12 protein-coding genes, 1 tRNA gene and 3 pseudogenes are annotated in these 23,298 nt (G+C 70.5%); 9 read left to right on the top strand and 7 right to left on the bottom strand.

Translation table 11 applies throughout. The features are described from left to right. Window positions 1–159: 159 nt before the first annotated feature. Window positions 160–609, top strand: a pseudogene (locus tag ACO0M4_RS08265) (MMPL family transporter); the annotation flags it as partial. A 121-nt stretch (window positions 610–730) separates the two neighbouring features. Further along, the gene (locus tag ACO0M4_RS08260; protein ID WP_430369090.1) at window positions 731–1,930 is read left to right on the top strand and encodes an MMPL family transporter; all 1,200 of its coding nucleotides are present in this window, start codon (window positions 731–733) and stop codon (window positions 1,928–1,930) included. Between the two features lie 109 nt (window positions 1,931–2,039). On the opposite strand, the pseudogene ACO0M4_RS08255 reads toward ACO0M4_RS08260, so the two are convergent. After that, window positions 2,040–2,174, bottom strand: a pseudogene (locus tag ACO0M4_RS08255) (acyl carrier protein); the annotation flags it as partial. A gap of 182 nt (window positions 2,175–2,356) precedes the next feature. Between ACO0M4_RS08255 and ACO0M4_RS08250 the strand changes: the two are divergent. Beyond that, a complete protein-coding gene (locus ACO0M4_RS08250) occupies window positions 2,357–4,024 on the top strand; it encodes an APC family permease (RefSeq protein WP_430369089.1) in 1,668 nt (555 codons plus the stop codon). A 120-nt stretch (window positions 4,025–4,144) separates the two neighbouring features. On the opposite strand, the gene ACO0M4_RS08245 is transcribed toward ACO0M4_RS08250, so the two are convergent. Next, complete coding sequence (locus ACO0M4_RS08245; RefSeq protein ID WP_430369088.1) at window positions 4,145–5,491, bottom strand: NAD(P)/FAD-dependent oxidoreductase; 1,347 nt, start codon at window positions 5,489–5,491, stop codon at window positions 4,145–4,147. A gap of 391 nt (window positions 5,492–5,882) precedes the next feature. Between ACO0M4_RS08245 and ACO0M4_RS08240 the strand changes: the two genes are divergently transcribed. Next, window positions 5,883–13,226 carry a LamG-like jellyroll fold domain-containing protein gene (locus ACO0M4_RS08240; RefSeq protein WP_430369087.1) on the top strand — a complete coding sequence of 2,448 codons (7,344 nt, stop codon included), beginning with the start codon at window positions 5,883–5,885 and terminating at the stop codon, window positions 13,224–13,226. 195 nt (window positions 13,227–13,421) lie between these two features. Here the strand turns inward: ACO0M4_RS08240 and ACO0M4_RS08235 are convergent, their stop codons facing one another. Then, window positions 13,422–13,607, bottom strand: a complete 186-nt coding sequence (locus tag ACO0M4_RS08235) for a hypothetical protein (protein WP_430369086.1) — start codon at window positions 13,605–13,607, stop codon at window positions 13,422–13,424. Between the two features lie 269 nt (window positions 13,608–13,876). Between ACO0M4_RS08235 and ACO0M4_RS08230 the strand changes: the two genes are divergently transcribed. The 5 genes from ACO0M4_RS08230 (at window position 13,877) to ACO0M4_RS08210 (ending at window position 20,084) form a co-directional block, all read left to right on the top strand. After that, window positions 13,877–13,950, top strand: a tRNA-Met gene (locus ACO0M4_RS08230). A 504-nt stretch (window positions 13,951–14,454) separates the two neighbouring features. Continuing rightward, window positions 14,455–15,150, top strand: a complete 696-nt coding sequence (gene cseB / locus ACO0M4_RS08225) for a two-component system response regulator CseB (protein ID WP_430369085.1) — start codon at window positions 14,455–14,457, stop codon at window positions 15,148–15,150. Between the two features lie 5 nt (window positions 15,151–15,155). Then, window positions 15,156–16,418: a sensor histidine kinase gene (locus ACO0M4_RS08220; RefSeq protein ID WP_430369084.1), complete on the top strand. Its 1,263-nt coding sequence runs from the start codon at window positions 15,156–15,158 to the stop codon at window positions 16,416–16,418. A gap of 129 nt (window positions 16,419–16,547) precedes the next feature. Then, entirely contained in the window at window positions 16,548–17,339 is a 792-nt protein-coding gene (locus ACO0M4_RS08215) for an ABC transporter ATP-binding protein (protein WP_430369083.1), read from the top strand. A gap of 207 nt (window positions 17,340–17,546) precedes the next feature. After that, entirely contained in the window at window positions 17,547–20,084 is a 2,538-nt protein-coding gene (locus ACO0M4_RS08210) for an ABC transporter permease (protein WP_430369082.1), read from the top strand. 280 nt (window positions 20,085–20,364) lie between these two features. Here the strand turns inward: ACO0M4_RS08210 and ACO0M4_RS08205 are convergent. The 4 genes and pseudogenes from ACO0M4_RS08205 to ACO0M4_RS08190 form a co-directional block, all read right to left on the bottom strand. Further along, window positions 20,365–20,784: pseudogene (locus tag ACO0M4_RS08205) on the bottom strand (transposase); the annotation flags it as partial. A gap of 272 nt (window positions 20,785–21,056) precedes the next feature. Further along, a complete protein-coding gene (locus tag ACO0M4_RS08200) occupies window positions 21,057–22,268 on the bottom strand; it encodes an IS630 family transposase (RefSeq protein WP_430369081.1) in 1,212 nt (403 codons plus the stop codon). 56 nt (window positions 22,269–22,324) lie between these two features. Next, window positions 22,325–22,537 (bottom strand): DUF4287 domain-containing protein, encoded by a 213-nt coding sequence (locus tag ACO0M4_RS08195; RefSeq protein ID WP_430369080.1) that lies wholly within the window; start codon window positions 22,535–22,537, stop codon window positions 22,325–22,327. A gap of 79 nt (window positions 22,538–22,616) precedes the next feature. Further along, window positions 22,617–23,294: a DUF998 domain-containing protein gene (locus tag ACO0M4_RS08190; RefSeq protein WP_430369079.1), complete on the bottom strand. Its 678-nt coding sequence runs from the start codon at window positions 23,292–23,294 to the stop codon at window positions 22,617–22,619. Window positions 23,295–23,298: the final 4 nt, after the last annotated feature.

The following is a 23,298-nucleotide window of genomic DNA, read 5'->3' as shown; positions in this document are numbered from 1 at the left end:
ATGTCGGCGTTGGCGCGCCCTCGATGACGGCCGACTGGGCCCTCGCGGGCCGCCACGCTGCCCCTTTCCTGACATTTGCCATAACAGATTGACTTCGATGAACTACAGAACGTGAATGCGCTGCCTACCTCACGTCGTCTCGGTCTCTGGGCCGCCCTGATGCTCGTGCTCCTCGCGGCCCTGGCCTCCGCGCCGCTCTCCGTGCTGGTGGCGGGACACACCACTCCTGGTGGGTACGTCGACCGGACCAGCGAGTCCGCGGACGCGCAACGGGTGTTGGAGGAGCGGTTCGGTGGAGGTGTGCCGCAGCTGCTCGTGGAGGTGCGCTCGGCTGCGCCGGCGGAGCGGCCGGAGGTGGCCGCGGCCGGTCGTCGGCTCACCGATCGGATTGCTCGGTCGGACGGCGTCGTGTTTGCTCGGTCGTGGTGGACGACGGGCGATCCGCGGTTGCGTTCCAAGGACGGGGACACCACGCTCATTGCCGTCCGACTGCGCGGCGGCGACGCCGAGGTCGCACGCGTGGGCGCACGGCTGGCGCAGCTCTACAGCGGTGAGCGGCCGCCGGGTCTCACCGTCACGGTGACCGGCCGGGCCGCCATCGACCGTGCACTCGCCGAGCGCAGCCGTGCCGAACTGCTGCGGTCCGAGCTGATCAGCGTTCCGCTCGTGGCCCACGGTGGTGCCCGCGCTGTTGACCGGGGCCGGCCAGCACTTGGAGTGGGGGAGGTTGTTGCGGGAGCCCCGCAACGACACCGGCGGCTGGGCGGTCTTCACACGCTGGGTGCTGCGCCGCCCGCTCCTGGTGCTCGCCGCGGCGGCCGGTGTCCTGGTGTTGCTGGCGCTGCCACTCACGAGTGTCCAGTGGGGGTTCATCGATGAGCGCTGGCTGCCCGTCAACGACCCGCAGCGCGCCGCCATGGAACGCGTGCGGGACGCATTCCCGGCAGTCACCTCCGCCACCCCCCTGGTGGCGCTGCCTGACACCCCGCCAGGCTCCCCTGCGGGGGAACGTCTCGCCGCGAAGGTCTCGCGGATGCGGCACGTGGTCTCGGTCTCGGCCCCGGACGGCAGGGGGCGCGACGGCGTGCGCACGGCCCTGGGCGAGGTCACGTCCGGGCGACGGACCGCTCCCGGGCGGGGCATCTGGTTCGAGGTGTCCACCGATGTGGCCAGTGGTTACTCCGCGGAAGCCAAAGGTCTCGTACGGGCGTTGCGTGCGCTGGGACCCGAAGTGCCCGGCGGTCGGATGCTGGTGGGTGGTGAGACCGCTGAGCTGATGGACGCCCAACACACGCTCGTCGAGGTGTCGGGACTCGCGGCAGTGGGGATCGGCTTGGCGGTCGGGGTACTGCTCCTGGTGTACACGGGTAGCGCCTTTATCCCCGTCAAGGCACTGGCCATGAACCTGCTCAGCATGACCGCAGGGTTCGGCGCCATGGTGCTGCTCTTCCAGGAGGGGTACCTGGCACGCTGGTTGGGCGGCACCGCGACGGGTGTGACCGATCCGCTGCTGCCACCGCTGGTGTTCTGCATCGTCTTCGGCCTGAGCATGGACTACGAGGTCTTCCTGGTCGGCAGGATCCGCGAGGAGTATCGACGGGGCGTCGACAACCGGACCGCCGTGACCACCGGCCTCCGGCGCACCGGACGGCTGGTCACCGCCTCATGCCTGGCGATGATCGCCGCCGTGTTGCCGCTTGCCCTCTCGTCCCTGGCCGTCATGCAACTGCTGGGCACGGTCCTGATCATCAGCGTCGCGGTGGATGCCACGGTGGTGCGGTGCCTGCTGGTCCCGGCCACGATGGTCCTGGCAGGGCGGTGGAACTGGTGGCCGTCCGCGCACGGGCGCCGCTCCGATCCAGTACCGCCGAGTCCCGTGGACCATGCCTTCGACCGTCGGTCCGAGAGCTACGACGACGGTCTGCGCTGAGCCGCGGTCCTGGTCGTCCCCAGGCCGCCGTAGGGCCGGTAGCGCAGCTGTCTGTGGCAGGCGGCGGGGTGTGGCCGCCAGTGGGTTTCGATGCTTTCGGGAAGTCGCAGCCGAGCCGCTGCTGCATGGCGTTCCTGAGCTCCATGCCCATGAGGGAGTCCAGGCCGAGCTGTGGCAGGGCCCGGTCGGCCGGCCCGGGTGACAACGAACCGGGGCAGGGGCCAGGCGGCGCCGCAGCGGCCACCGTGGCGTCCCCGGGATTGCCCCGTCGGATGTGGCAGCCGCCTGGCGTGGTGACCGACACTGCCCTCCTCCCGGATTTCGATCGATGATCGATGGCCAAGGGGAGACGTGAACAAACTAGCGAAAAAGTTCAATTATGGTGTGTGCGGATCTTTTCGCACAGCAGAACGGACGTAGCCCTCCATGGACATGAGCGCGGCCAGCAGGAAGAACCTCAGCCTCTTCGCTCTGATCATGATCGGGCTGGGGTCCATATTCGGCTCCGGCTGGCTCTTCGGGGCCGGTCAGGCCGCGCAGGTCGCAGGCCCGGCGGCGGTGGTCGCCTGGGTGGTCGGGGCCGTCTTCATCGGCATGATCGCCATGTCGTACGCCGAGGTCGGGGCCGCCTACCCACTGCCCGGCGCAATGGCGCGCTTCGGTTCGATCTCCCACGGGCCGGTGCTCGGCTTCGTCAGCGGCTGGGCGGTATGGATCGCGACCGCCTCCCTGATCCCGATCGAGTCCATCGCGGGCACCCAGTACATGTCCTCCTGGAGCTTCGGCTGGGCCAAGGGGCTCGTCTCCGACGGCAGCCTCACGGCCTCCGGCATGGCGATGGCCCTGTTCCTGACCTTCGCCCTCTGGTTCGCCTGCTACTGGTCGGTCGCCCTGCTGGCCCGGGCCAACACGGCGCTGACCCTGGTGAAGTTCGCCATCCCGGTGCTCGCGGTCGCCGCGCTGATCGCCTCCGGCTTCCACCCGGACAACTTCACCGGCCACGGCGGCTTCGCCCCCAACGGCTGGTCCGCCGTGATGACGGCTGTCACCACCTCGGGTGTCGTCTTCGCCTTCAACGGCTTCCAGGCCGTCGTCAACCTCGGCGGCGCCGCCCGGAACCCGGGCCGGGCCATCCCGCTCGCGCTGGTCGGCGCGCTCTCCCTGGGGCTGGTGATCTACCTCGCCCTTCAGGTCGCGTTCCTCGGCTCGGTCCCGCCGGAGAAGCTCGCCGAGGCAGGCGGGTGGCACGGGATCACCTTCGCCTCCCCCTTCGCCGACCTGGCCAAGCTGCTGATGCTGCACTGGGTCGTCACGCTGCTCCAGTTCGGCGCCTTCATCTCGCCCTGTGGCGCCAACATCGGCAACGTGGCCTCCGCCTCGTACCTGGCGCAGAGCCTGGCCGAGACCGGCTTCTTCCCCAAGAAGATCGCCGAGGTGCACCCCCGCTACGGCACCGCCCGCCCCGCGATGTGGCTCAACCTCGGCCTCTCCGTGCTCCTGCTGCTCACCATCGGCCACAGCTGGGAGGCCCTGGCCAGCGTCATCTCGGCCGCCATGGTCGTCTCGTACCTGATCGGCCCCATCGCGGTGGGCGTCCTGCGCCGGACCAAGCCGGAGCTGCCGCGCCCGTTCCGCCTGCCGGCCGCCTCGGTGCTCTGTCCGATCACCTTCGCCTTCGCCGCATGCGCCCTGTACTGGTCGAAGTGGCCCAACACCGGCAAAGTGACCCTGCTTGTGCTGGTCTCCGTGCCGATCGCGGCGCTGGTGCTGCGCCGCCGCGGCGAGCGGAACCTGGCCCGGCAGTTCGCCGCGGCCTGGTGGCTGATCGGTTTCCTGCTGTGGCTGTCGGTGCTGTCGGCCCTGGGCAGTACGGAGTTCGGTGGCCACGGCGTCCTGCCCGGCGGCGTGGACGTAGCGCTGGTCGGCGTATCCGCCGTCGGCTTCTACTTCTGGGCGGTACGCGCCGGCGTGCAGGCCCACCGCGCGGGCCTGACGGGCACCGCCCCGGTCCGCACCACCGAGCCGGAGTCGGAGTCGGAGCCGCCCTTCCTGCCCGGCCAGCGGTCCGGAGAACGCGAGGCCGTCGTCTCCTGAGGCGACCCCCCGGTGGGACAGCCGTCGGAACGGGGCGTCCACCTCCGGCTCCGGCAGCCCGGAGGAACCTTCCGACGGAGCCCCCGAGAGCGCGCTTTCGGGGGCTCGATGGCCGCGGTTTCAGGCCGTGGTCGTGCGCAGGCTCTCGCCTGGGCGGGGGCGGACGAGGACGCTGGAGAGCAGGCGTGGGTCGGCCAGTGCCAGGGGCCCCGCGGTCATGTGGAAGAGACCGGAGAAGGTGGTGTACACCCTCGGGTCGTGCGGGGCGGTGTCGATCAGGCGGTTCATGAACCAGTTTCCGGCCTTGATGGGCCAGGCGGAACGTGGGTGTCCCCAGGCGTGGTCGGGGATGGTTGCCATCAGCCACGGGGAGACGGTGATACGGGCCAGTCGCTTCTGGAAATCCCGTCCGTCGAGGGGAGTGCGGGTGCGACGACTGCGGAGCATCTGCTCCAGGAGACGGGCTTCGAGGGCCGCGACGGTCATGCCCTGACCGTAGGCGGGGTTGAAGGTGCACACCGAGTCGCCCAGGGCGATCAGCCCGTCGGGCCAGCGGGCGAGGCGGTGGTAGGCGATCTTCCGGTTGACCGTACGGGCGTAGCGGCGCACGGCGGAGGTGGGGGTGAGGGAGGCGATGGTTTCGGCGATGGGACCGCGCAGCGTTTTGGCGTAGGCGAGGAAGTCCTCGTCACCGCACGGTAGTTGGGTGTCGCCGGCTCCGTGCAGGGTGACGTGGAGAGCGTTGTTCTCGATCTGGATCGCGTAACAGCCCTTGGGGAAGTCGGGGGCTCGCAGCGGTTGCAGCAGGCCCATCCATGAGGGCGGGGCCTGGCCTTCCGGGTAGGAGTAGGTGCGTGAGGCGTAGCCGACCTGCGCATCGACGGTCGTCGTGCGGGGGCTGGGCAGGCCGAGGGCGGCCAGCCATTGCGGCAGATGGGAGGAGCGGCCCGAGGCGTCCACCACAAGGTCAGCGGCGATCTCGTCCTCGCCGTCACCGTCCTTGACGCGCACGCCGACGACCTTGCCGGGGCCGGCGGTGCGCAGACCGGTGACGGTGAGTCCGTCCCGCAAGGTGACGCGCTCCAACGCGGTCACCCGGCGGCGGAGGGCGTGCTCCAGCAGGGGGCGGGAGAAGGTCTGGATCGGCATGCCCATCGGTGTGGGTGGCGGGGTTCCGTGGGGCAGCACGGCGCACAGCCCCTCGCCCCAGTCCCACACCGGCGCGCCGGCCCGTTCCAACTCGGCCCGCAGTCCGGGGAAGTACCCCTCGAACACCTCGGCACCGAGGGCGAGAAGGCCGTGGACATGATGTCCCTGCGGTACCCCTGCCCTGGGCCCGGAAGCGTCCGGAAGCCTGTCGCGTTCGATGACCGTGACGGCCTCGCAGCTGTCGGCCAGGACACGGGCGGCCGCAAGACCCGCCATGCCCGCCCCCATCACCACCGCGTGCCGGATGTCAGTACCCATAGGCGTGCCGCTCCCTCTCTGCCGCGGTCCGACCCCCGCTGTTCCCGGGCCCTTCCCTGCCCCGATCGGCCGACAGGTATTCCGCGCGGAGCAAGCGAATGCGTACGCTCCGTAGCCAGGGGCCCGGTGCGTCCGCCGCGGCACGCCGGCCCGGCCGGTGGGAGGTGCCGCGGGCAGCAGCCCGGGATACGAGGACATTCCCGCCGCGGTCCGCGTCACCGAACGAGCCGGCCGCTCACGGGACTTACTGGCCGAAAAGATTCCTTGACGGGATTTTCGTGATTGGGCTTAATCATTGATCGCTTTGCTGACCGCCGGGTAACGCCCCAGGTCAGGAGCCTCAAGTCGATGAGCCCACGCAGCGCGGCCTCGCGCGCCCAAGGAGCCCTTTTTGTCCGGCGAGCAGCACCTCCTCAAGATCTACAGCGACCGCACCTACGTCCACACCACCACCGTGCGCCACCAGGGCACCACGGTGGCCCTGGCAATGGACGACCGGCGTCGGGTCGTCTACACGGTTCTCGACATGACCCGGCACGACGAGGCCAAGGGCGAACTCGACGCCGCCTACTGGTCGGAGAACCCGCGGCCGCTCCGTTTCCCGACCGAGATCACGGATGTCGGCTTCGCCGCCATCGGGTCCACCACGCTGCCGGTCGTCAAGAACGGCGGCAGGGTCGAGGCCGCCCCCGGCGAGCGGTTGGACGAGGACGAGGTGGACCCCTTCCTCTCCACGACCGCCCGGCTCACCGCACTGGCCCCCTTCCACGCCCTGTCCGACGGCACGCACATCGTGGTGCTGCGCCAGTCCGTCGCCGCGGACCACGCCGACGCCGTGCACCGGCTCACCGGCGGCGGCTCCTCCGGGACCCCGGACCGGGCCGACTACGTCACGGACCGCGCGGGCGCGAAGGTCCCGCTGGCGACCGAAACCCTCCTCTGCGACCGGTTCCTGCTGGTCGGCGGGGAGTTGAAGCCCGTACTGGAGGCCCGCTACCGGCGCAGCCGGCACAAGGACCGTCCGGATTCGGCCAAGGACAGCCTGGGAACCACGGACATGGAGGGCAGGCCGTTCCGCGAGCCGACGCAGCAGCTGTCCTTCGTCCGCCACCTCTCCGGCGGACGCTTCACCGCGCTGCTCGTCCCCACCGCCGTGCACGGGCAGCAGCGTTGGCAGATCTTCGCGCACAACGACGCCACCGGCCGCATCGACTCGTTCAACATCGAGCAGGGCCGCGACGGACTGTTAAACCTCCAGGGCACCCAGATCTGGACCAGCCCCGACCCCGCCCACCGCGACTCCGTCTACGAACGGTCCCCTGGCACCTGCCCGTTCACTGGAAAACCGCTCGTCCCCGTGGTGAGCACGGACGGGTACGCGGAGACGGCCCTGCAATTCGGGGACGGCGACGCCCAGGTGCACGTCGCCGACGGACCGGAGCTCGCCGGAGGAGACTTCACCGTGGAGTTCTGGGCCCGGCGCACGGCGACGGGAGGGAAACAGGTCCTCCTCGCCCACGGTTCCGAGAGCGGAGCCCCCGAGGAGACCCTGCACATCGGCTTCCGGGACGACAACGTCTTCACCTTCGCCTTCCACGGCGACGAGCTCGATACCGAGCAGCCGTGCACGGACACCGACTGGCACCACTGGACCTGCGTCTACACCTCCGCCACCCGGGAGCAGGTGGTCTACCGGGACGGCGAGGAGATCGGCAGCCGTAAGGCGAGCGGCGGCTACACCGGCACCGGCCCGCTGCTGCTCGGCCACGCCCTGGGCTGCGGCGCCCGGGCCGAGCTGGACGAGGTACGCATCTGGGACCGCGCCCGTACCGCCGAGGAGCTCAAGCGCGACAAGGGCATCCGTCTGATCGGCAACGACCCGGGCCTGGTGGCCTACTACCGCTTCGACGAGGGCTCCGGCAGCCGTCTGCACGACCAGACCGACCACGCCCGGCACGGCGAACTCCGGGGCGGGCCCCGATGGGTGACGTCCGAGGCTCCCATCGGCAACCACCCCGGGGTGCGCCGCGACAGCTTCGCCATAAGCGGCCGGCCCGCGGTCTCCGGGCTGTCGGCCGTCCTGTACCACCAGCAGGAGGAGGTGGCCGTCGGCTACGACAAGCAGGCCAAGCCCGCCAAACGCCAGGCCCGGGTGCTGCTGTCGTACGCCACCTCCGGGCCGGCCCCGAAGGCCGGTACCGAGACGGACGAGGCGTACCTGGCCACCATCGACTTCGGCGTCGGCCGTGACGGGCGGCTCGCCCAGGTGCCCGACGAGATAGCGCTGCCCGTGCTCAGCGCCCCCGAGGCCAGCGGAGACGTCGAGGCGATCAGCGAACTGGACGCCGAAGTCCAAAAGCTCACCCAGGATCTGGCAGCCAAGGAGGCCGACGCGGCCAAACTGGCCCAGGCCAAGGACGAGTTCGAGGCCGCGGAGCGCAGGCTGGCCCAGATGCGCGAGGAACTCGAAGGGGAGACGCACGCCTGGCGCTTCCGCATACGCTTCAAGCTGCCCCGCGACGGCAAGCCCCAGTACCTCGCGGTCAAGGACGATGGTGCGACGGGAGAATATCCCCCACTGGTGCGTACGCCCGACCGGGACGCCCCTTCGGCGTTGTGGGAGTTGCGGAAGACAGACACCGTGACCTACGGAGAGCGGTGCTGGTACGTCCGCAACGTCCATACGGGCAAGGACATGAATGTGTGCGGCGAGAGCACCAAGAACGACGGCGAGCTCATCGTCTACAAGCACCTGCCAGGCAAGTGGAACACCTACTTCGCCTTCTTCGACCAGGGCAATGGCTTCTTCCAGCTGATCAACGCGTACAGCGAGCGCACGGTCAGTGCCCTCGACCGCAAGGGCGACGTGATCGTCCAGTACGACAACGACGCGGTGCGCGGCACGGGCGAAGGTCTGGTGGCGATCGAGAAGGTCGCCCTCGTCGACGAGTCCTTCCGGTCGGTCCAGGCACGCATCGAGGAACTCCGGCCCGAGTCCGAGCGTCTGGCCCAGCGCCAACGTGAGATCGCCGCCGTCCAGGCCGAGCTGACCGCCACACGCGAAGAGCTCGCCCGGCTGACCGGCGGCCTCAAGGGTGCCGACGACATCGCGCTGCCCGTGCCGCAGCTCTCCCTCGACCGGACCGGCCTGAGCTGCTCCGGGGCGCTGCTGGCCTTCGCCCGGGGCGCGGACCGGCCGTATCTGCTCGACAGTGCCACCGGCAGCGTCGTGCTCTACTTCCGGGGCGCCGACGGGCAGTTCTTCGCCACCTACTACGACGCGCGGGTCTCCCGAGCCGCCCGCACGCTGGTGGGCGGCGACGGAACGGCGATCGCCTTCACCGCCCGCGACGCGGGAACCGACCTCGGCGACGTCACCATCCGCGTCATGGACGTCGGCGACCCGGGACTGTGCGAGCTGACCGTCGAGCGCGGCGACGAGAGCGAGATCTGGCGCCGGCTGCCGCGCCGGGCCGCCGACTTCGCCGCCATCGTCAACGGCGCCCCCGGCCAGGGCTACGACTACGCGCAGGCCGAGAGCAGCCGCCCGGGTGTGCCGCTGTCGGCCGGTTCCCGGCTGGTCCTCGTCGATCCGGGCACGGCACGCGAAGTGCCGCTCGGCGAGGCGGCCAACCTGGTTCCGGGGCAGGGTGGGCGGTGGCGCGCCGACCAGCCCGGGCGCGCCTACGCCTTCGACGGCCAGCGGAACGTCGCGGCCCTCACCACCCAGGTGGGCCGCGCCACCACCACCGGCGACCTCACGGTCGAGGCGTGGATCAACCCCGAGCGGCTCACCGGACCGGCCCGCGTGGTGCACGCCGGCGACGGCGATTCCCCGTTCACCCTGGGACTGCTCGCCCCGCCCGCGCCGCCCGCCGTCCCCGCCCTGTTCTTCGACGGCAAGAGCGGCGTCGCCGTCACCGACGCCGCGGTGCCACTGATCGGCACGGACTTCACCGTCGAGTTCTGGGCGCGCCGCCCTGCCGCCCCCGACGGCCGTCCACAGATCGTCGTCGGCCATGGCGCGTCGCACGCCGAGGCCAGGGGCTCGCTGCACATCGGCTTCCGCGCGGACGGAGCCTTCACCTTCGCCCTCTACGGCGACGACCTCAACACCCTGGAGAAGTACCCCGACACCGACTGGCACCACTGGGCCTGCGTCTACACCACCGCCACCCGCGAGCAGGTGATCTACCGGGACGGCACCGAGGTCGGCCGGCGCACCGCCGACGGTGACTACCGGGGCACCGGTCCGTTCAGTTTCGGCAGCAGCCACGCCGGCTGGCTCCCCGACTACGCGCGGATCGAGATGGACGACGTCCGGCTGTGGGGCACCGCCCGGACCGCGGCCGAGATCCGGGACCGCATGAAGGGGCGACTCACCGGCAAGGAGCCGGGGTTGCAGGGGTATTGGCGATGCTCCGGCCCGGCCAGCGCGCCCGGCGGGCGGCCGGGCGTCACCGACCGCTCACCGCAGGGCCGCACCGTCACCCTCAGGGGCACCGTCACCACGGCGGCCACGCCGCCCGTGCTCGTCGACAGCGAGGACCCCGGCTATCGCGTCGTGGCTGGCGTCGGCAACCGCCTGACCGCCAGCCGCGACTCCTTCCCGCTGCGCGAGTGGAGCCACCTCGCCGCCGCCTACGAACAGTCGTGGGCCGTCGAACTCGCCGACGGCGCCTACCTCGAAGTGGCCGACAACGACGCGCTCGACATCCCCGACGACCTCACCGTCGAGGTCTTCTGCCGCGTCGACGCCCTCGGCACCGTCCAGGGCCTGCTCTCCAAGGGCCGCGCCGCCGACGGGGCGGGCGGCAGCGTTCCGTACCGGCTGCTCGTCCTCCCCGACGGGCGGCTGGAGTTCGGCTTCGAGGAACCAGACGGCCGGCTCGTCCGCTTCACCTCCACCGAGGCCCTGAAGGCGGGCGACTTCCACCGGATCGCCGTCGTCCGCAAGGGCGGCCGGTCGATGCAGGAACGCAAGGGCAGCAAGGACATCACGGCGGCCGGGGCCGACGGGAAGCCCGTCACCCAGACCGTGGAACTGGTGGAGTCCGTCGACGTCCAGGAGTGGCAGGACATCCGCTTCTTCCTCGACGGGCGCGAGGCCGGTACCGCCCGCTACGAAGGACCTGGCGCCAAGGGCAACACCGGCACCCTCGACATCGGCCGGGCCCGCGAGTCCATGGAAACCCACCCCTTCACCGGAGTCGTCGCCGAGGCCCGGCTGTGGGGCACCGCGCGGAACCCCGCCCAGTTGGGCACCCCGGTGTCGGCCCGCGACCGGGGACTGACCGCACACTGGCGGTTCGAGGAGAACGCCGGCAACACCACGGCCGACGCCACCGGTTCCCACCCGGCGCGGCTGCGCGGCGCCCGCTGGACCCGTAACCCCGACCCGCGCGGCAGCCTCTTCCGCCTCTACCGCAACGGCGTCTCCATCGCCTGCGACCCGCTGGACTCACCCGACGCCGCCGACTTCACCGAGTACGGCGACCAGTCCCTGACCCTCGGCGGGAAGCTGACCGACGGACAGGTCACCCAGCCCTACCGCGGTGTGCTGGAGGAAGTGCGGATCTGGCGCACCACCCGCACCCAGGAACAGATCCTCGACAACCTCTTCACCCGGCTCAAGGGCGAGAAGGAGGACCTGATCGCCTACTGGTCCTTCGATCGGGCCTCCACCGACGACACGGCCGAGCTGATACGCGACGAGGGGCTGCGCGGCAACGATCTGACGCTGGGCGAGGGGCCCGCCCGTCCCACCGCCGTGCTGTCGACCGCGCCCGTCTCCAGCGACACCGCGCAGGTCCGCTCGGCGCTGGCCGCGATGCGCACCCCGTTCCACGAGACGATCTCCGGCGCACCGGCCGTGGCCGAGTACGCGGACATGCAGTACACCACCAAGGGCGAGGCGTTCGGCGTCCTCAAGCGTGCCTACGGCTTCCTCCGTGACGGGCGCTGGCATCTGGTCACCGGCTACAAGGTCGGCGATCTGGTCAGCGAGTGGGTCAGTCAGGTGCAGTTCGACCCGCAACTGATCGGCTACGTCGAGGGCGCGCCGCCGCTGCCGTCGGAGAACCTCACGGCCAACACCATCGACCCGGACCGCGCCACCTACGACGGCACCTCATGGGTGGAGCTCACCCAGGCCGAACAGGTCGTGCACTCGCTGTCGTCCGCGAAGGAACGCAGCGTCGACGCCGCCTTCGGCTTCGCGCTCTCGAACGAGATCGATGTCGACATGTGGATGATCACCGCGCCGCTCGGCTTCGGTGTGGCGAAATCCATGGCGAAGGCGAAGGTTGCGGTCGGCGTCCGCGGCAGCCTTGAGTTCTCCAACAGCTGGGCCGAGGAGACCGCCGTCTCCCAAGGCGAGAACACCACCCGGGCCACCAAGGTCGAGCTCTCCGGAAGCTGGGAGGACCCGACCAGGCCCCTCAACGCCTCCCTCGGCCGCCGCTACGTGCCCGCCAACACGGGCTTCGCCCTCGTCCAGTCCCAGACCGCCGACGTCTTCGCGCTGCGGCTGGCGCACAGCGGCGCCCTGGTCGCCTACCGCATCCAGCCCAACCCCGACATCCCCAAGGACTGGAACGTCATCCCCTTCCCTCTCAACCCTCGCTACACCAAACAAGGCACCCTCGACGGCACCATCGGCTACGACGAGCGCGGCAAGGTCCTCGATCCGGACTACGCCGACGCCCGCGACCGCGGCGAGTACAGCTACTACAAGCCCCGCGAGGCATACGCCATCAAGCGGCGCATCCAACGCGAGCAGCAACGCCTGCGCAGCTACTACGAGTCCGTCTCCACCGAGACCCACACCCCCGACCCGACCGCCGAACGCGCCGGCCGGGTCCTGGGCACCGCGATCGGCGGCGACACCGCCCCCGGCCAGGCCCGCGACACGACGAACAACACGACCGGCGACGGCTTCTCCCGCCGCGACCTGGTCAACACCTATGTCTGGACGGCGGACGGCGGCTTCTTCGCCGAGACCACCGAGACCACCGACGCCGTCACCGAGACCACCTCCGGCTCGTACTCGCTCTCCGGCTCCGTCGGTACCTCGGTCGGGACCGCCTTCGAGGTCATGGGTGTCGGCATCAACGCACAGCTCGACGCGTCCATCGGCGGCGGCATGACCGTCACCCGGGCCCGCGGCAAGGAGGCCACCCGTTCCTTCGGCCTGAACGTCCAGTGCGCGCCCTCGGGCAACCTCCAGCAGTACGACGGCCACCGCAAGCCCGTCTTCGACTCCGACGGACAGCCGGTCAACACCCCCGGCAAGGTCGATGCCTACCGGTTCCTCAGCTTCTACCTCGGCGAGGACACCGAGCACTTCGACACCTTCTTCCACAAGGTCGTCGACCCCGCCTGGCTGGCCAACGCCACCGACCCCAACGCGGCCGCCCTCCGGCAGGCACGTCAGTCCGACCGCAAGCCCCCGTGCTGGCGGGTCATGCACCGCGTCACCTACGTCAGCCGCCTCCTCCCGTCCATCCCCGCCGCCGATGCCGCGCCGCTGGAGCGGACGATGCGCGAGCTCGACGTGGCAAGCAACTACGAGCTCATCCGCCGCCTCGACCCCTACGTCAAGGGCGCGGCCACCTCACTGCCGGAACTCGCGGCCGCCGTACGCACCGCGCTCGCCACGCACCTGCCACAGCTGAGCCCGCACGCGGCCGACGTGATCGGCTTCCTGGCGCAGTACTACGGCGTGGAGAACTGACACCGAGGAGAGAACCGATAAGGAGTGGAGGACTGCCACGGAGTAGAGGAGTGACACGGAGTAGAGGACTGCCAATCACCAGCTGACTGACACACCCGACTGACACCTCGTGCCGGTCCTGGGCCGGAGTGATCTTCCGGCCCAGGACCTCCGTCAGGCCCTCCGGGATGCAGGAGCACGTCGGTAACCACCATCTCAGTGGGGGTCGGTGGTCCGGGGTTGTTTCAGTTTTGCCCACACCGTCTCCAGGGCCTGGATGTCGGTGTCGTCGAGCCGGTCGTCGAAGACCTCGGCGAGTGCGCCTCTGCGGGTGGCGTCAGCCTGGGCGAACACCGTGCGTCCGGCGTCGGTGAGTGCGATCCGCCGTCGGCACCCCGGCACCAGTTACCGACGCCTATGTGCCCGTCGGCGCACGCACCTGGCGGCACTTCGGTGGCAGCGGCCAGGTCGCGCTCGGCCCGCAGTCACGGCGCATCTCCCCGTGGCCGCTGACTCCTCACGTGCATCCGGTGGGCGCACCGGAAGCCCGTCGCCCCGGGGAGCGTGCATCGGCCTGGTCCGCTGCGGAGCCCGGTCTCCCGGGTCCTGGAGAGGAGTGAGGTGCCTCGTGCCTGGCACCCCGGTGCGGCGTGTAGAGTGGGGTTCACCGACGCGGGGTGGAGCAGCTCGGTAGCTCGCTGGGCTCATAACCCAGAGGTCGCAGGTTCAAATCCTGTCCCCGCTACTCACGCACTGGCCCTCTCGACATGACGTCGAGGGGGCCAGTCGCTTGTCCGGGACCACCGCCCCACGAGGCGTCCCCGGGCTCGCCCCGCCCCGACGCGATCCGCATCCGCCTCCGCTCCCCAAGCGGTGTGCTGCCTGGCGCGGGTTTGTATCCGGTGTGTATCACGGAGCGCTTGGTTGGCCATCGAATCGGGGCGCCGGGCGAGGGCGAAGCGGGTTCGTAGCGGGCCGGAGTGTCATGGGACCGGTGCCTGCCTCTGCCTTGACACCCGGCCTGACCTGGGCTTTCGCCGACGAAGAAGGCTCCTGGGAGTGAGCCGCGTGTCCGTTGTGCGACGCAGTCGCCGCGCTCGATGTCTGCCGTATTGTTCCTTTCGGGTCGGCGGCTGTGCGTGGGTCGTGGCTGCAGCCCGGCCCCCTGCCTCGTCTCCACCGTCCGAACAGGAGTCATCCGCCCGTGTCCTCGTCCGCCCCGGTTGGGGCCTCCTCGCGTCCCGTTCGCGTGTTGCTGGTGGAAGACGACGAGCTGATGCGCCGGTCCTTCACCGTCGCCCTGGAGCGCTACGGCTACGCGATGAAGGCCGCGGCCGACGGCCTCACGGGGCTTGAGCTCTTCCGGGACGAGGACTTCGACCTGCTGATTCTGGATGTGATGCTGCCTGGTCTGGACGGGATCGGTCTGTGCCGCAGAGTCCGGGAGAGCAGCCTGGTGCCGGTCCTGATGATGTCCGCTCGTGGCGACGGACTCGACGTGGTCGCTGGTCTGGAGGCCGGGGCGGACGACTACGTGGTCAAGCCCGTGGACACGTCGGTGCTGGTGGCACGCATCCGCTCGCTGCTGCGGCGGGCGTCCTACGCACCCGCCCCGGGCCCCGGGCAGGCCGCAGGCAAGGGGCCGTCACCGTCCGAGGGCGAGCTGCTGGCCTTCGGGGACCTGACCATCGACACCGGCGGCCTGGAGGTGTTCGTCTCCGGGAGCCCGGTGGCGCTGACCCCGACCGAGCTGAAGCTGCTCCTTGAGTTCGCCGCCCATCCGGGCGTCGTGCTGGAGCGGCACACCCTGCTGCGTAACGTCTGGGAGTACGGCTGGGACGGCGACAGTCGGGTGGTGGACCTGTGTGTGCAGCGGCTGCGCCGGAAGCTGGGGCGCGAGCGGATCGAGACGGTCCGCGGCTTCGGCTACAAGTTCAGGCGCTGAGGCCGGTGCGTCCGCTCCGCCGGCTGCGGCCGGACCGCGTGTCCCTGCGTTGGAAGATCGCCGCGCTGGCCGCGGCCACCGCCTGCCTGGTCGCGGCGGCGGTGGGCGTGCTGGTGCACGTGTGGACCACGCAGGACATCCGGAGCCGGGCCGAAGCACGGGCCTTCAACACGCTCTACTCCGCCATGGACGTCTACCAGCGCACCGGAACGCTGACGGACGGTGTCGAGATCGACCCGCCCGACCTGCCGCCCGCACTGCGCGACCCTGCCGACGGTGACCGGCACACGGTCTACGACGGGCGCATCCACGGAAACGTGGGCCCGAGCATCTGGGCCGCCCAACGGACCGGCGGCCCAGGCAGCAGGGTGCTGGCCTTCCAGGCCAACATGAGCACCGAGCTCCACACCCTGCGCCAGCTCGATGTGACCATGACGTTGGCCTCGTTGGTCACCCTCGCGGCGGCCACACCCCTGGCCGCCTACGGGGCCAGGCTGCTCGCCCGTCGACTACAGCAGGTCTCCAAGACCGCGGGCCGGATCTCCGCCGGGGACCTCGACGCACGGACCGGGCCCACCAAGGGCCAGGACGAGGTGGCCGACATCGCCGCCACCGTCGATCTCATGGCCGACAGTCTCGGCCAACTGCTGCGTGCCGAGCGCCAGTTCACCGCGGACGTGGCCCACGAGCTGCGCACCCCCGTAGGCGGTCTGCTGGCCGCCGTCGACCTGCTGCCACCCGGCGAGATGGAGGATCTGCTCCGGGCCCGGGTGCGCGATCTGCGTGGTCTGGTCGAGGACCTGTTGGAGATCTCGCGCCTGGACGCCGGCGCCGAACAACCGATCCGGGCCCGGGTGCCACTCGCTGCGGTCGTTTCCGAGGCCGTGGCACGCACCGGCCTCGACACCGACGTCACCGTTGCCGAGGCGCAGGACGCGGACGATGCCACGACCGTGGAGACCGACCCGCGTCGCCTGGAGCGGATCGTCAGCAATCTCGTCGTCAACGCGCACCGGCACGGGGGCATCCCAGTGGAGGTCACCATCGCGGGCCGTACGGTCGTCGTGCGCGACCACGGGCCGGGCTTCCCCGCGGATCTGCTGCTCCATGGTCCGCGCCGGTTCCACACGGGCGCCGCGGAGCGCGGCTCGGGCCACGGCCTGGGCCTGACCATCGCCCTGGGCCAGGCCCGGCTGCTCGGCGCCACGTTGCGTCTGGACAACGCGCCGGACGGCGGCGCCGTCGCCACCCTGTACCTGCCGGACTGACTGTCCCCGTCCCTTCCCTACAGAACTGCTACACAGCGGAGCGGACGCCGATACACCGCGGCCCAGGCCCCGATACGTCCTCCCGACACCCTTCGAAATGCACCTTTCCGCATCCGAAGAGGAGTCCCCATGCCCACCGCCCCCCATTCCCCGCAGCCGCTGCACGCGCTGCGCACGACGCCCGGGATCGCGGCCGCCGCCACCGATCTGACGAAGGTCTACGGCAGCGGCGACACCCGGGTCGTGGCCCTGGACCAGGTCAGCATCGACTTCCGGGAGGGCGAGTTCACCGCGATCATGGGCCCCTCCGGCTGCGGCAAGTCCACCCTGATGCACTGCGCCGCCGGACTCGACTCGCCCAGCTCCGGCTCCGTACGTATCGGCACCACCGAACTGAGCACGCTGGGCGACCGGCAGCTCACCGCGCTGCGCCGCGACCGGATCGGCTTCATCTTCCAGGCGTTCAACCTGCTGCCGACGCTGACCGCGCTGGAGAACATCACGCTGCCGCTGACCATCGCCGGCCGCCGCCCCGACCAGCAGTGGCTGGACCGCGTGATCGCCATGGTCGGCCTCTCCCAGCGCCTGGACCACCGGCCCGCGCAGCTGTCCGGCGGGCAGCAGCAGCGCGTTGCGGTCGCCCGTGCCCTGGCCTCACGTCCCGCGATCATCTTCGGCGACGAGCCCACCGGGAACCTCGACTCCCGCTCCGGCGCCGAAGTCCTCAGCTTCCTCCGTGACTCGGTACGCGAGCTGGGCCAGACCGTCGTCATGGTCACCCACGACCCGGTCGCCGCCGGCTACGCCGACCGGGTGGTCTTCCTCTCCGACGGCCGTCTGGTCGACGAGATGGCACACCCCACTCCGGACCGGGTCCTCGACGTGATGAAGACCTTCGACACCCGCTCGCGCATCAGCTGATCCACTGTCACGCCAACTGACAGCACCCACACGCAAACTGACCTACCGTCAGTTCAGCTGACCACCGTCGCCGCAGCTGATCCGCCGTCGTACCGGCCAATCGGCCGTCGCACCGGCTGCCCGGGCCGTCCCGACCGGCCGCCTCCCCGCACCGCCCCAGTCACCCGCTCGCATCCGCCGAGCCCGCCCCCAGGATCCGCCACCGCCATGTTCCGTACCGCCCTGCGCAACGTACTTGCGTACAAAGCCCGCCTGTTGATGACCGCGCTCGCGGTCGTGCTCGGCGTCGCCTTCCTCTCCGGCAGCCTCGTCTTCGGCGACAGCCTGTCCCAGGCCGCCGCCACCAAGGCGTCCGACGGGTACACGCGTATCGCCGTCAACATCTCCGCCGACGCTCCGCCCGGCGGCGAAGCCCGGCCGGCCGGCATCGACGCCCGCACGGCCACCGCCCTGGGCAAGGTCCCGGGCGTCGCCGTCGCCGTGGGCCGGGTCGACGGCTTCGCCGCCGTCGCCGACCGCGACGGAGCCCTGATCGGTCACGGCTCGTCCCACCGGGGCGGCAACTTCGCCCCGGGACCGGACGGCGCGGACCCCGCCTACCGCTTCACCCAGGGTTCCGGCCCGACCGGCAACGAGGCGATCGCCCTCGACGAGAGCACCGCCAAGCAGGGCGACTACCACGCCGGTGACCGCATCCGCGTCGCCACCAACAAGGGCGTCGCCAGCTACACCCTCAGCGGGGTGTTCCGCACCGACGGAACCCGGCTCCCCTCCGGCGGCAGCCTGGTCCTGTTCACCAACTCCACCGCCCAGCGGCTCTTCCTCGCACCCGGTACGTTCCGGGACATCGAGCTGACGGCCGCCCCCGGCACCACCCCGCAGCAGCTCCTCGACCGCGTCGAACCGCAGCTGCCCAAGGGCACCAGTGCCGTCACCGGGGCCCGGCTCGCCCAGATCCAGCAGAACCTCGCCACCAGCGGCAGCGACACCATGGGCCAGATCCTGCTCGGCTTCTCCTTGGTCGCCTTGTTCGTCGCCACCTTCCTGATCTCCAACACCTTCTCCATGCTGGTCGGCCGACGCACCAGGGAGCTGGCCCTCATGCGGGCCATCGGAGCCTCGCGCAAGCAGGTGCGCAGCATCCTGCTGGCCGAGTCCCTCCTCATCGGCGCGGGTGCCTCCGCAGTCGGCCTCGTCGTCGGCACCGGGGTCGCCGCACTGCTGCGGACGTGCCTGTCCACCGCTGACTCCCCGTCAGGGCCGCTGGTCGTCTCCCCGGTCACCGTGATCGGCTCCCTCCTCGCCGGCACCGTCCTGACCACGGTCGCCGCGTGGCTGCCGGTCCGCCGAGCCATGGCCATCCCGCCCGTCGCCGCGCTCAGCACCGCCGAACCCGCGGCCCCCGCACGCGCCGGCTCCCTGCGCACCGGCCTCGGCGCCGTACTCGCGCTCATCGGCACCGCCACCGTCACGTACGGGGCCCTCACCGGGGGGAAGGACGCCCGGGTCGTCATCGGCCTCGGCGCGGCCCTGGCCCTGACCGGCGCGATCGTCCTCATCCCGCTGCTGTCCCGGCCGTTCGTCGCGCTGCTCCAGCCGCTGCTCACCCGCCTGGCGCCGGTGCACGGCACCCTCGCCGCCCGCAACACCGTGCGCGACCCGCGCCGTACCGGCGCCACCGCCGCGGCACTCGCGATCGCCCTCACCCTCGCCTCGGGCCTCTCCGTCCTGGGGGCCTCCGCCGCCCAGTACCTCGACCGCGCGACCACCCACGACTTCACCGCCGACTACCTGGTCAAGGCCGCCTCCGGCGAGATGCGGCTGACCCCCGACACGGCGACGAACCTCGCGAAGAAGCTGCCCGGTTCCGCGGTCAGCCCGCTCAACCAGTCCACCCAGTACCGCCTGGCCGGCAGCCCCTCCGTCCTGACCGGTGTCGACCCCGGCGCGATCGGCCGACTGCTGCGGTACGACGTGGTCGAGGGCTCGCTCGACCACCTCGCCAAGGGCCAGATCGCGGTGGCCGACTTCAAGGCCAAGGAGGCGGGTTGGCACCTCGGCCAGACCCTCCCCCTCCAGCGTCTGAAGGACCAGCACGGCAGCGTCACCATCGGTGCCATCTACCACGCGGACCCGCAGAGCAACCTGCTGCCCAGCATCACCGCACCCGACTCCCTCGTCGCCCGGTACGACCGCGCCCCGAGCACCTACGTGATCCTCGCCGCCACGGACGGCGGGCCCGGCCAGGCCGCGCGCCGCACCGTCGTCCACGCCCTCGGCGACAACCCCGCCCTAGCCGTCCTCGACCAGGACGGCGTCAAGGCCGAGTACAGCGGGGGCATCGGCGGCCAACTCAACGTCTTCTACGCCCTCCTGGCCATGGCCCTGGTGATCGCCGCCCTCGGCATCGCCAACACCCTCGCGATGTCCGTCCTCGAACGCCGCAAGGAGATCGGCACCCTGCGCGCCCTCGGCCTCGACCGCGCCGGCGTGACCCGGATGGTCCGCCTGGAGGCCCTGCTCGTCGGCACGCTCGGTGCGACCGTCGGCACCGTCCTGGGCGTCTTCCTCGGCTGGGCCCTCGGCCACACCCTCCAGGAGAACGTCGAAGGCTACGCGCTGGTCCTCCCCTGGGGACGCCTCGCACTCGGCGTCCTCATCGCCCTGGCAGGCGCGCTGGTCGCCTCCCTCTGGCCGGCCCGCCGAGCAGCCCGCGTCGACATCCCCGCAGCAACTACGGCGTAGTTACGGCCCCCGGCCCGGCCCCCTCCAGACCTCCGCCCTCGGACCGGGGGGCCGGGCCGGGGCCCTCGCCTCCCGCATGAGCTCCCGCTCGTTGACCAGGACCATGCGCGCCAGGCCGAACCGGACACGCACCACCAGCCCCGCCCCGCGCAGCCGGACCGTCACCGGCCCCAGCCCCTGGCGAACAACAGACAGCGGCACATGTCCCGACACGCCCAAGGACGGACCCAGGTCGGCGTGGGACGAGGAACCCTAATGCGATGCCCCAGAAATCCCAAGCTTAAGTTTCTTGTTGGTTGTTGGTGTCTGGAGGAGTGATCCTGGTGAGGTAGTCGGCGAGGGATTTGAGGATCTCGTCGGCGGTTTTGGTCCACTTGAAGGATCTGGGGTTCTCGTTCCAGGTGTCGATCCAGGCCCTGATGTCGGCTTCAAGGGCTTTGACGGAGGTGTGGACGCCGCGGCGGATGAGCTTGTCGGTCAGCAGTGCAAACCAGCGCTCAACCTGGTTGATCCAGGAGGAACCGGTCGGGGTGAAGTGGATATGGAAGCGCGGATGCCTTCCCAACCATGCCTTGATCTCGGGGGTGTTGTGGGTTGCGTAGTTGTCACATACGAGGTGCACGTCGAGTCCGGCGGGGACCGCCTTGTCTATCGTGATCAGGAACTTCTTGAACTCAATGGCCCGGTGACGGCGGTGGAGTTCGCCAATGATGGTGTGGTGACCTTCAACTTTGCTGCTACGTGCGCATTGGGCATCCCGTCCGCACAGGCAAGGACGATGCGCGCTCGTTCAGCAAGACGCGGCACGACCGCTCCGCCCGCCCAACGCAGCAACTCCGCGCGTTCCCTACCGGACAGCGCAACTTCGACAGCACGAGGTCCTCGAGACATAAAAACAGGCTACAGACTTAAGCTCGGGATTTCTGGCGCATCGCGCTAAGTGGTCGGCTCCGGAAGTCCTTCGGGGGTTGATCATGCTGCCAGCGCGACGGAGGATTCTTCATGGTGATCGGCGGTGTGCCGATCGAGCCTGGCCAGCAGACCGTCCAGGTCGGAGGTGGTAAACCTCCACTGGAACGGTTGTGCCGTGGCGTTGTAGCGGTCTTCGAATGCTCGGAGCCGATCCCTGACCTCGCCAAGGTCGGTGAAGTCGTTGGGCGAGACGACCTTACGCTGTACGACGGAGAAGTAGATCTCCACCTGGTTCAACCAGGAGGCGTGGACGGGAGTGTGGACCATGACGGCGTTCGGGAACGCCGCGGCCAGGCGGTCGGCGGCCTTCTGCCCACGGTGGGAGGAACCGTTGTCGACGATCCAGAACACGCGTTTGGCGCTGGCGTAGGGCTCGACGCTCATGACCTGGGCGACCAGGTTCATGAACGGGGTGATACCGGTGCGCGGTTCGGTGCGGCCGAACACTTTCGCGCGGTGGATGTCGTAGGCGGCCAGGTAGGCCAGGGCTCCGCCGCGGCCGTAGGTGTGGTTGACGCGCATCGCGCGGGCCCGGCCTGGTGGCAGGGGGTGGCAGCGGCAGCGGGCCTGGCTGGAGGTCTTCTCGTCCGCGCCGAGCGGTTTGCCGTTCCAGGTGCGGGCGTACAGGTCAAGGACGCGTTCGGCTTTCGGGCGGAAGCCCGGGTCGGTGATGAAGATCCAGGAGCGGTGCTGCCAGGGCTTGAGCGCGTCCTGGGCCAGCCAGCGGCGCACGGTGGAGGCCGACATGAAGGTGGCGATGCCACGCTCGACGGCCTCGCGGGCCAGCTCCGGGCACGACCAGTGTGACAGCGGGGTGCCGGTGGCGGCGGGCAGTTGGCAGGCCAGTGCCTTGACCTGGGCGGTCTGTAACGTGGTGAACACCGGCGGGCGGCCGGAGCGTGCCTGGTCTGCGAGCCCGGCGAGCCCCTGCCGGGCGAACCGGCCTCGCCAGCGGCGCACCGTATCGATGTGGAGCCCCGTCTCCCGGGCGATACGGGCGTTGGAGCGTCCGCGCGCGGCGTGCAGCACCACCTGTGCTCGTACTCGTTGCCGGTACTCGCTCTTGTGGCTCCAGGCCATTTTCTTGAGCCGCCTGCGGTCGGCGGCGGTGAGGGATATCGGGCAGGCCAGGGGCACGGCGGACGGACCAATCGGGAAGGAGAGGATGAGCGCCGGCTGTGACCTGCCGTACTCCATGAGAAGCGACTGCACCGAGGCCGAGCGTCCCTGCCGTGGGACTCTAAGAGGTCCCGCGGCGCAGATGCCCGTTACTTGCCGCTGTCTTCGGCGAGGGTGTGGGCGACGAGCGCGTTGGCGTGGCCGTGGCCGAGTCCATGCTCGGTCTTGAGCCAGGTGACGAGTTCCATGTGCTTGGTCAGGGGCGAGGTGTGGATGAGTTCCTTCCACTCCGTGATCGGGCGGCCGTACTTCTTCTCGATCGAGGGGAAGTAGCTGGCGGGGCCCTTCACTGGTGCGCTCATGGGTGTTGTCCTGCCTGTTCGCTTCGAAGAGTTCATGCTTGTCGTCTTTGTGCCCGGCGAGCCGGGCGGATACCGCTAGCTAGTTGTGCGTGGCCGGGAGCGTGGTGGCCAGCCGGGCGGTGATCGCGGTCAGCCACAGGAGGCCGAGGGCGGCTCCGGCCGTGAAGGCCAGCACGGTGGCGGAGGATGCGGCGAACCCCACGAGGATGCCGAGCGGCACCAGGCGGGAGCCCAGGGCCCAGCCTCGCTGTCGCCGGGCGGCGAAGTAGCGGGCCAGCACCAGAAAGGATGCGCACAGGGCAAGGAAGCCCACCATGGCGCTGAGCATGTGGAGGGCTCCGTGCCAGCTGAGGGAGGCGGCAGGGGCCTCAGGGGCGCCGGCGGGGAATCCGGCACCCGGGTCGGCGGTGAATACCGCGGCGAGGAGGAACGAGGCACCGAACACGCGGATCAGACGCGGCACCCAGCGGCCTTCGGCTGCGCCGGCCAGTGTGCGGCGGATTCCGGCGGCGCCGGAGATGGCCAGCGCCCCGGTGAGCAGGAAGCTCACGACCTGGATCCACCCCAGGTCGCCCAGGCTGAGCTGGCTGATCGCGTTGCGGGTGAAGTCGAAGCCGTCGCGGGAGAGTCCCTGGACTGCGCCGGCGCCCAGGAACAGCGGCCCGGCCACGATGCCACCGGCAAGCAGGGCCCGGGTCTTGGGCCGCCTCGTCGATACGAAGGTGGCAGTGGCTGGAGCGCCGATGGCCTGAGTCATGGAA

The sequence above is a fragment of the Streptomyces sp. RGM 3693 genome (assembly GCF_050471125.1).
GTDB lineage: Bacteria > Actinomycetota > Actinomycetes > Streptomycetales > Streptomycetaceae > Streptomyces.
This window is presented reverse-complemented; position numbering and strand designations above follow the sequence as displayed.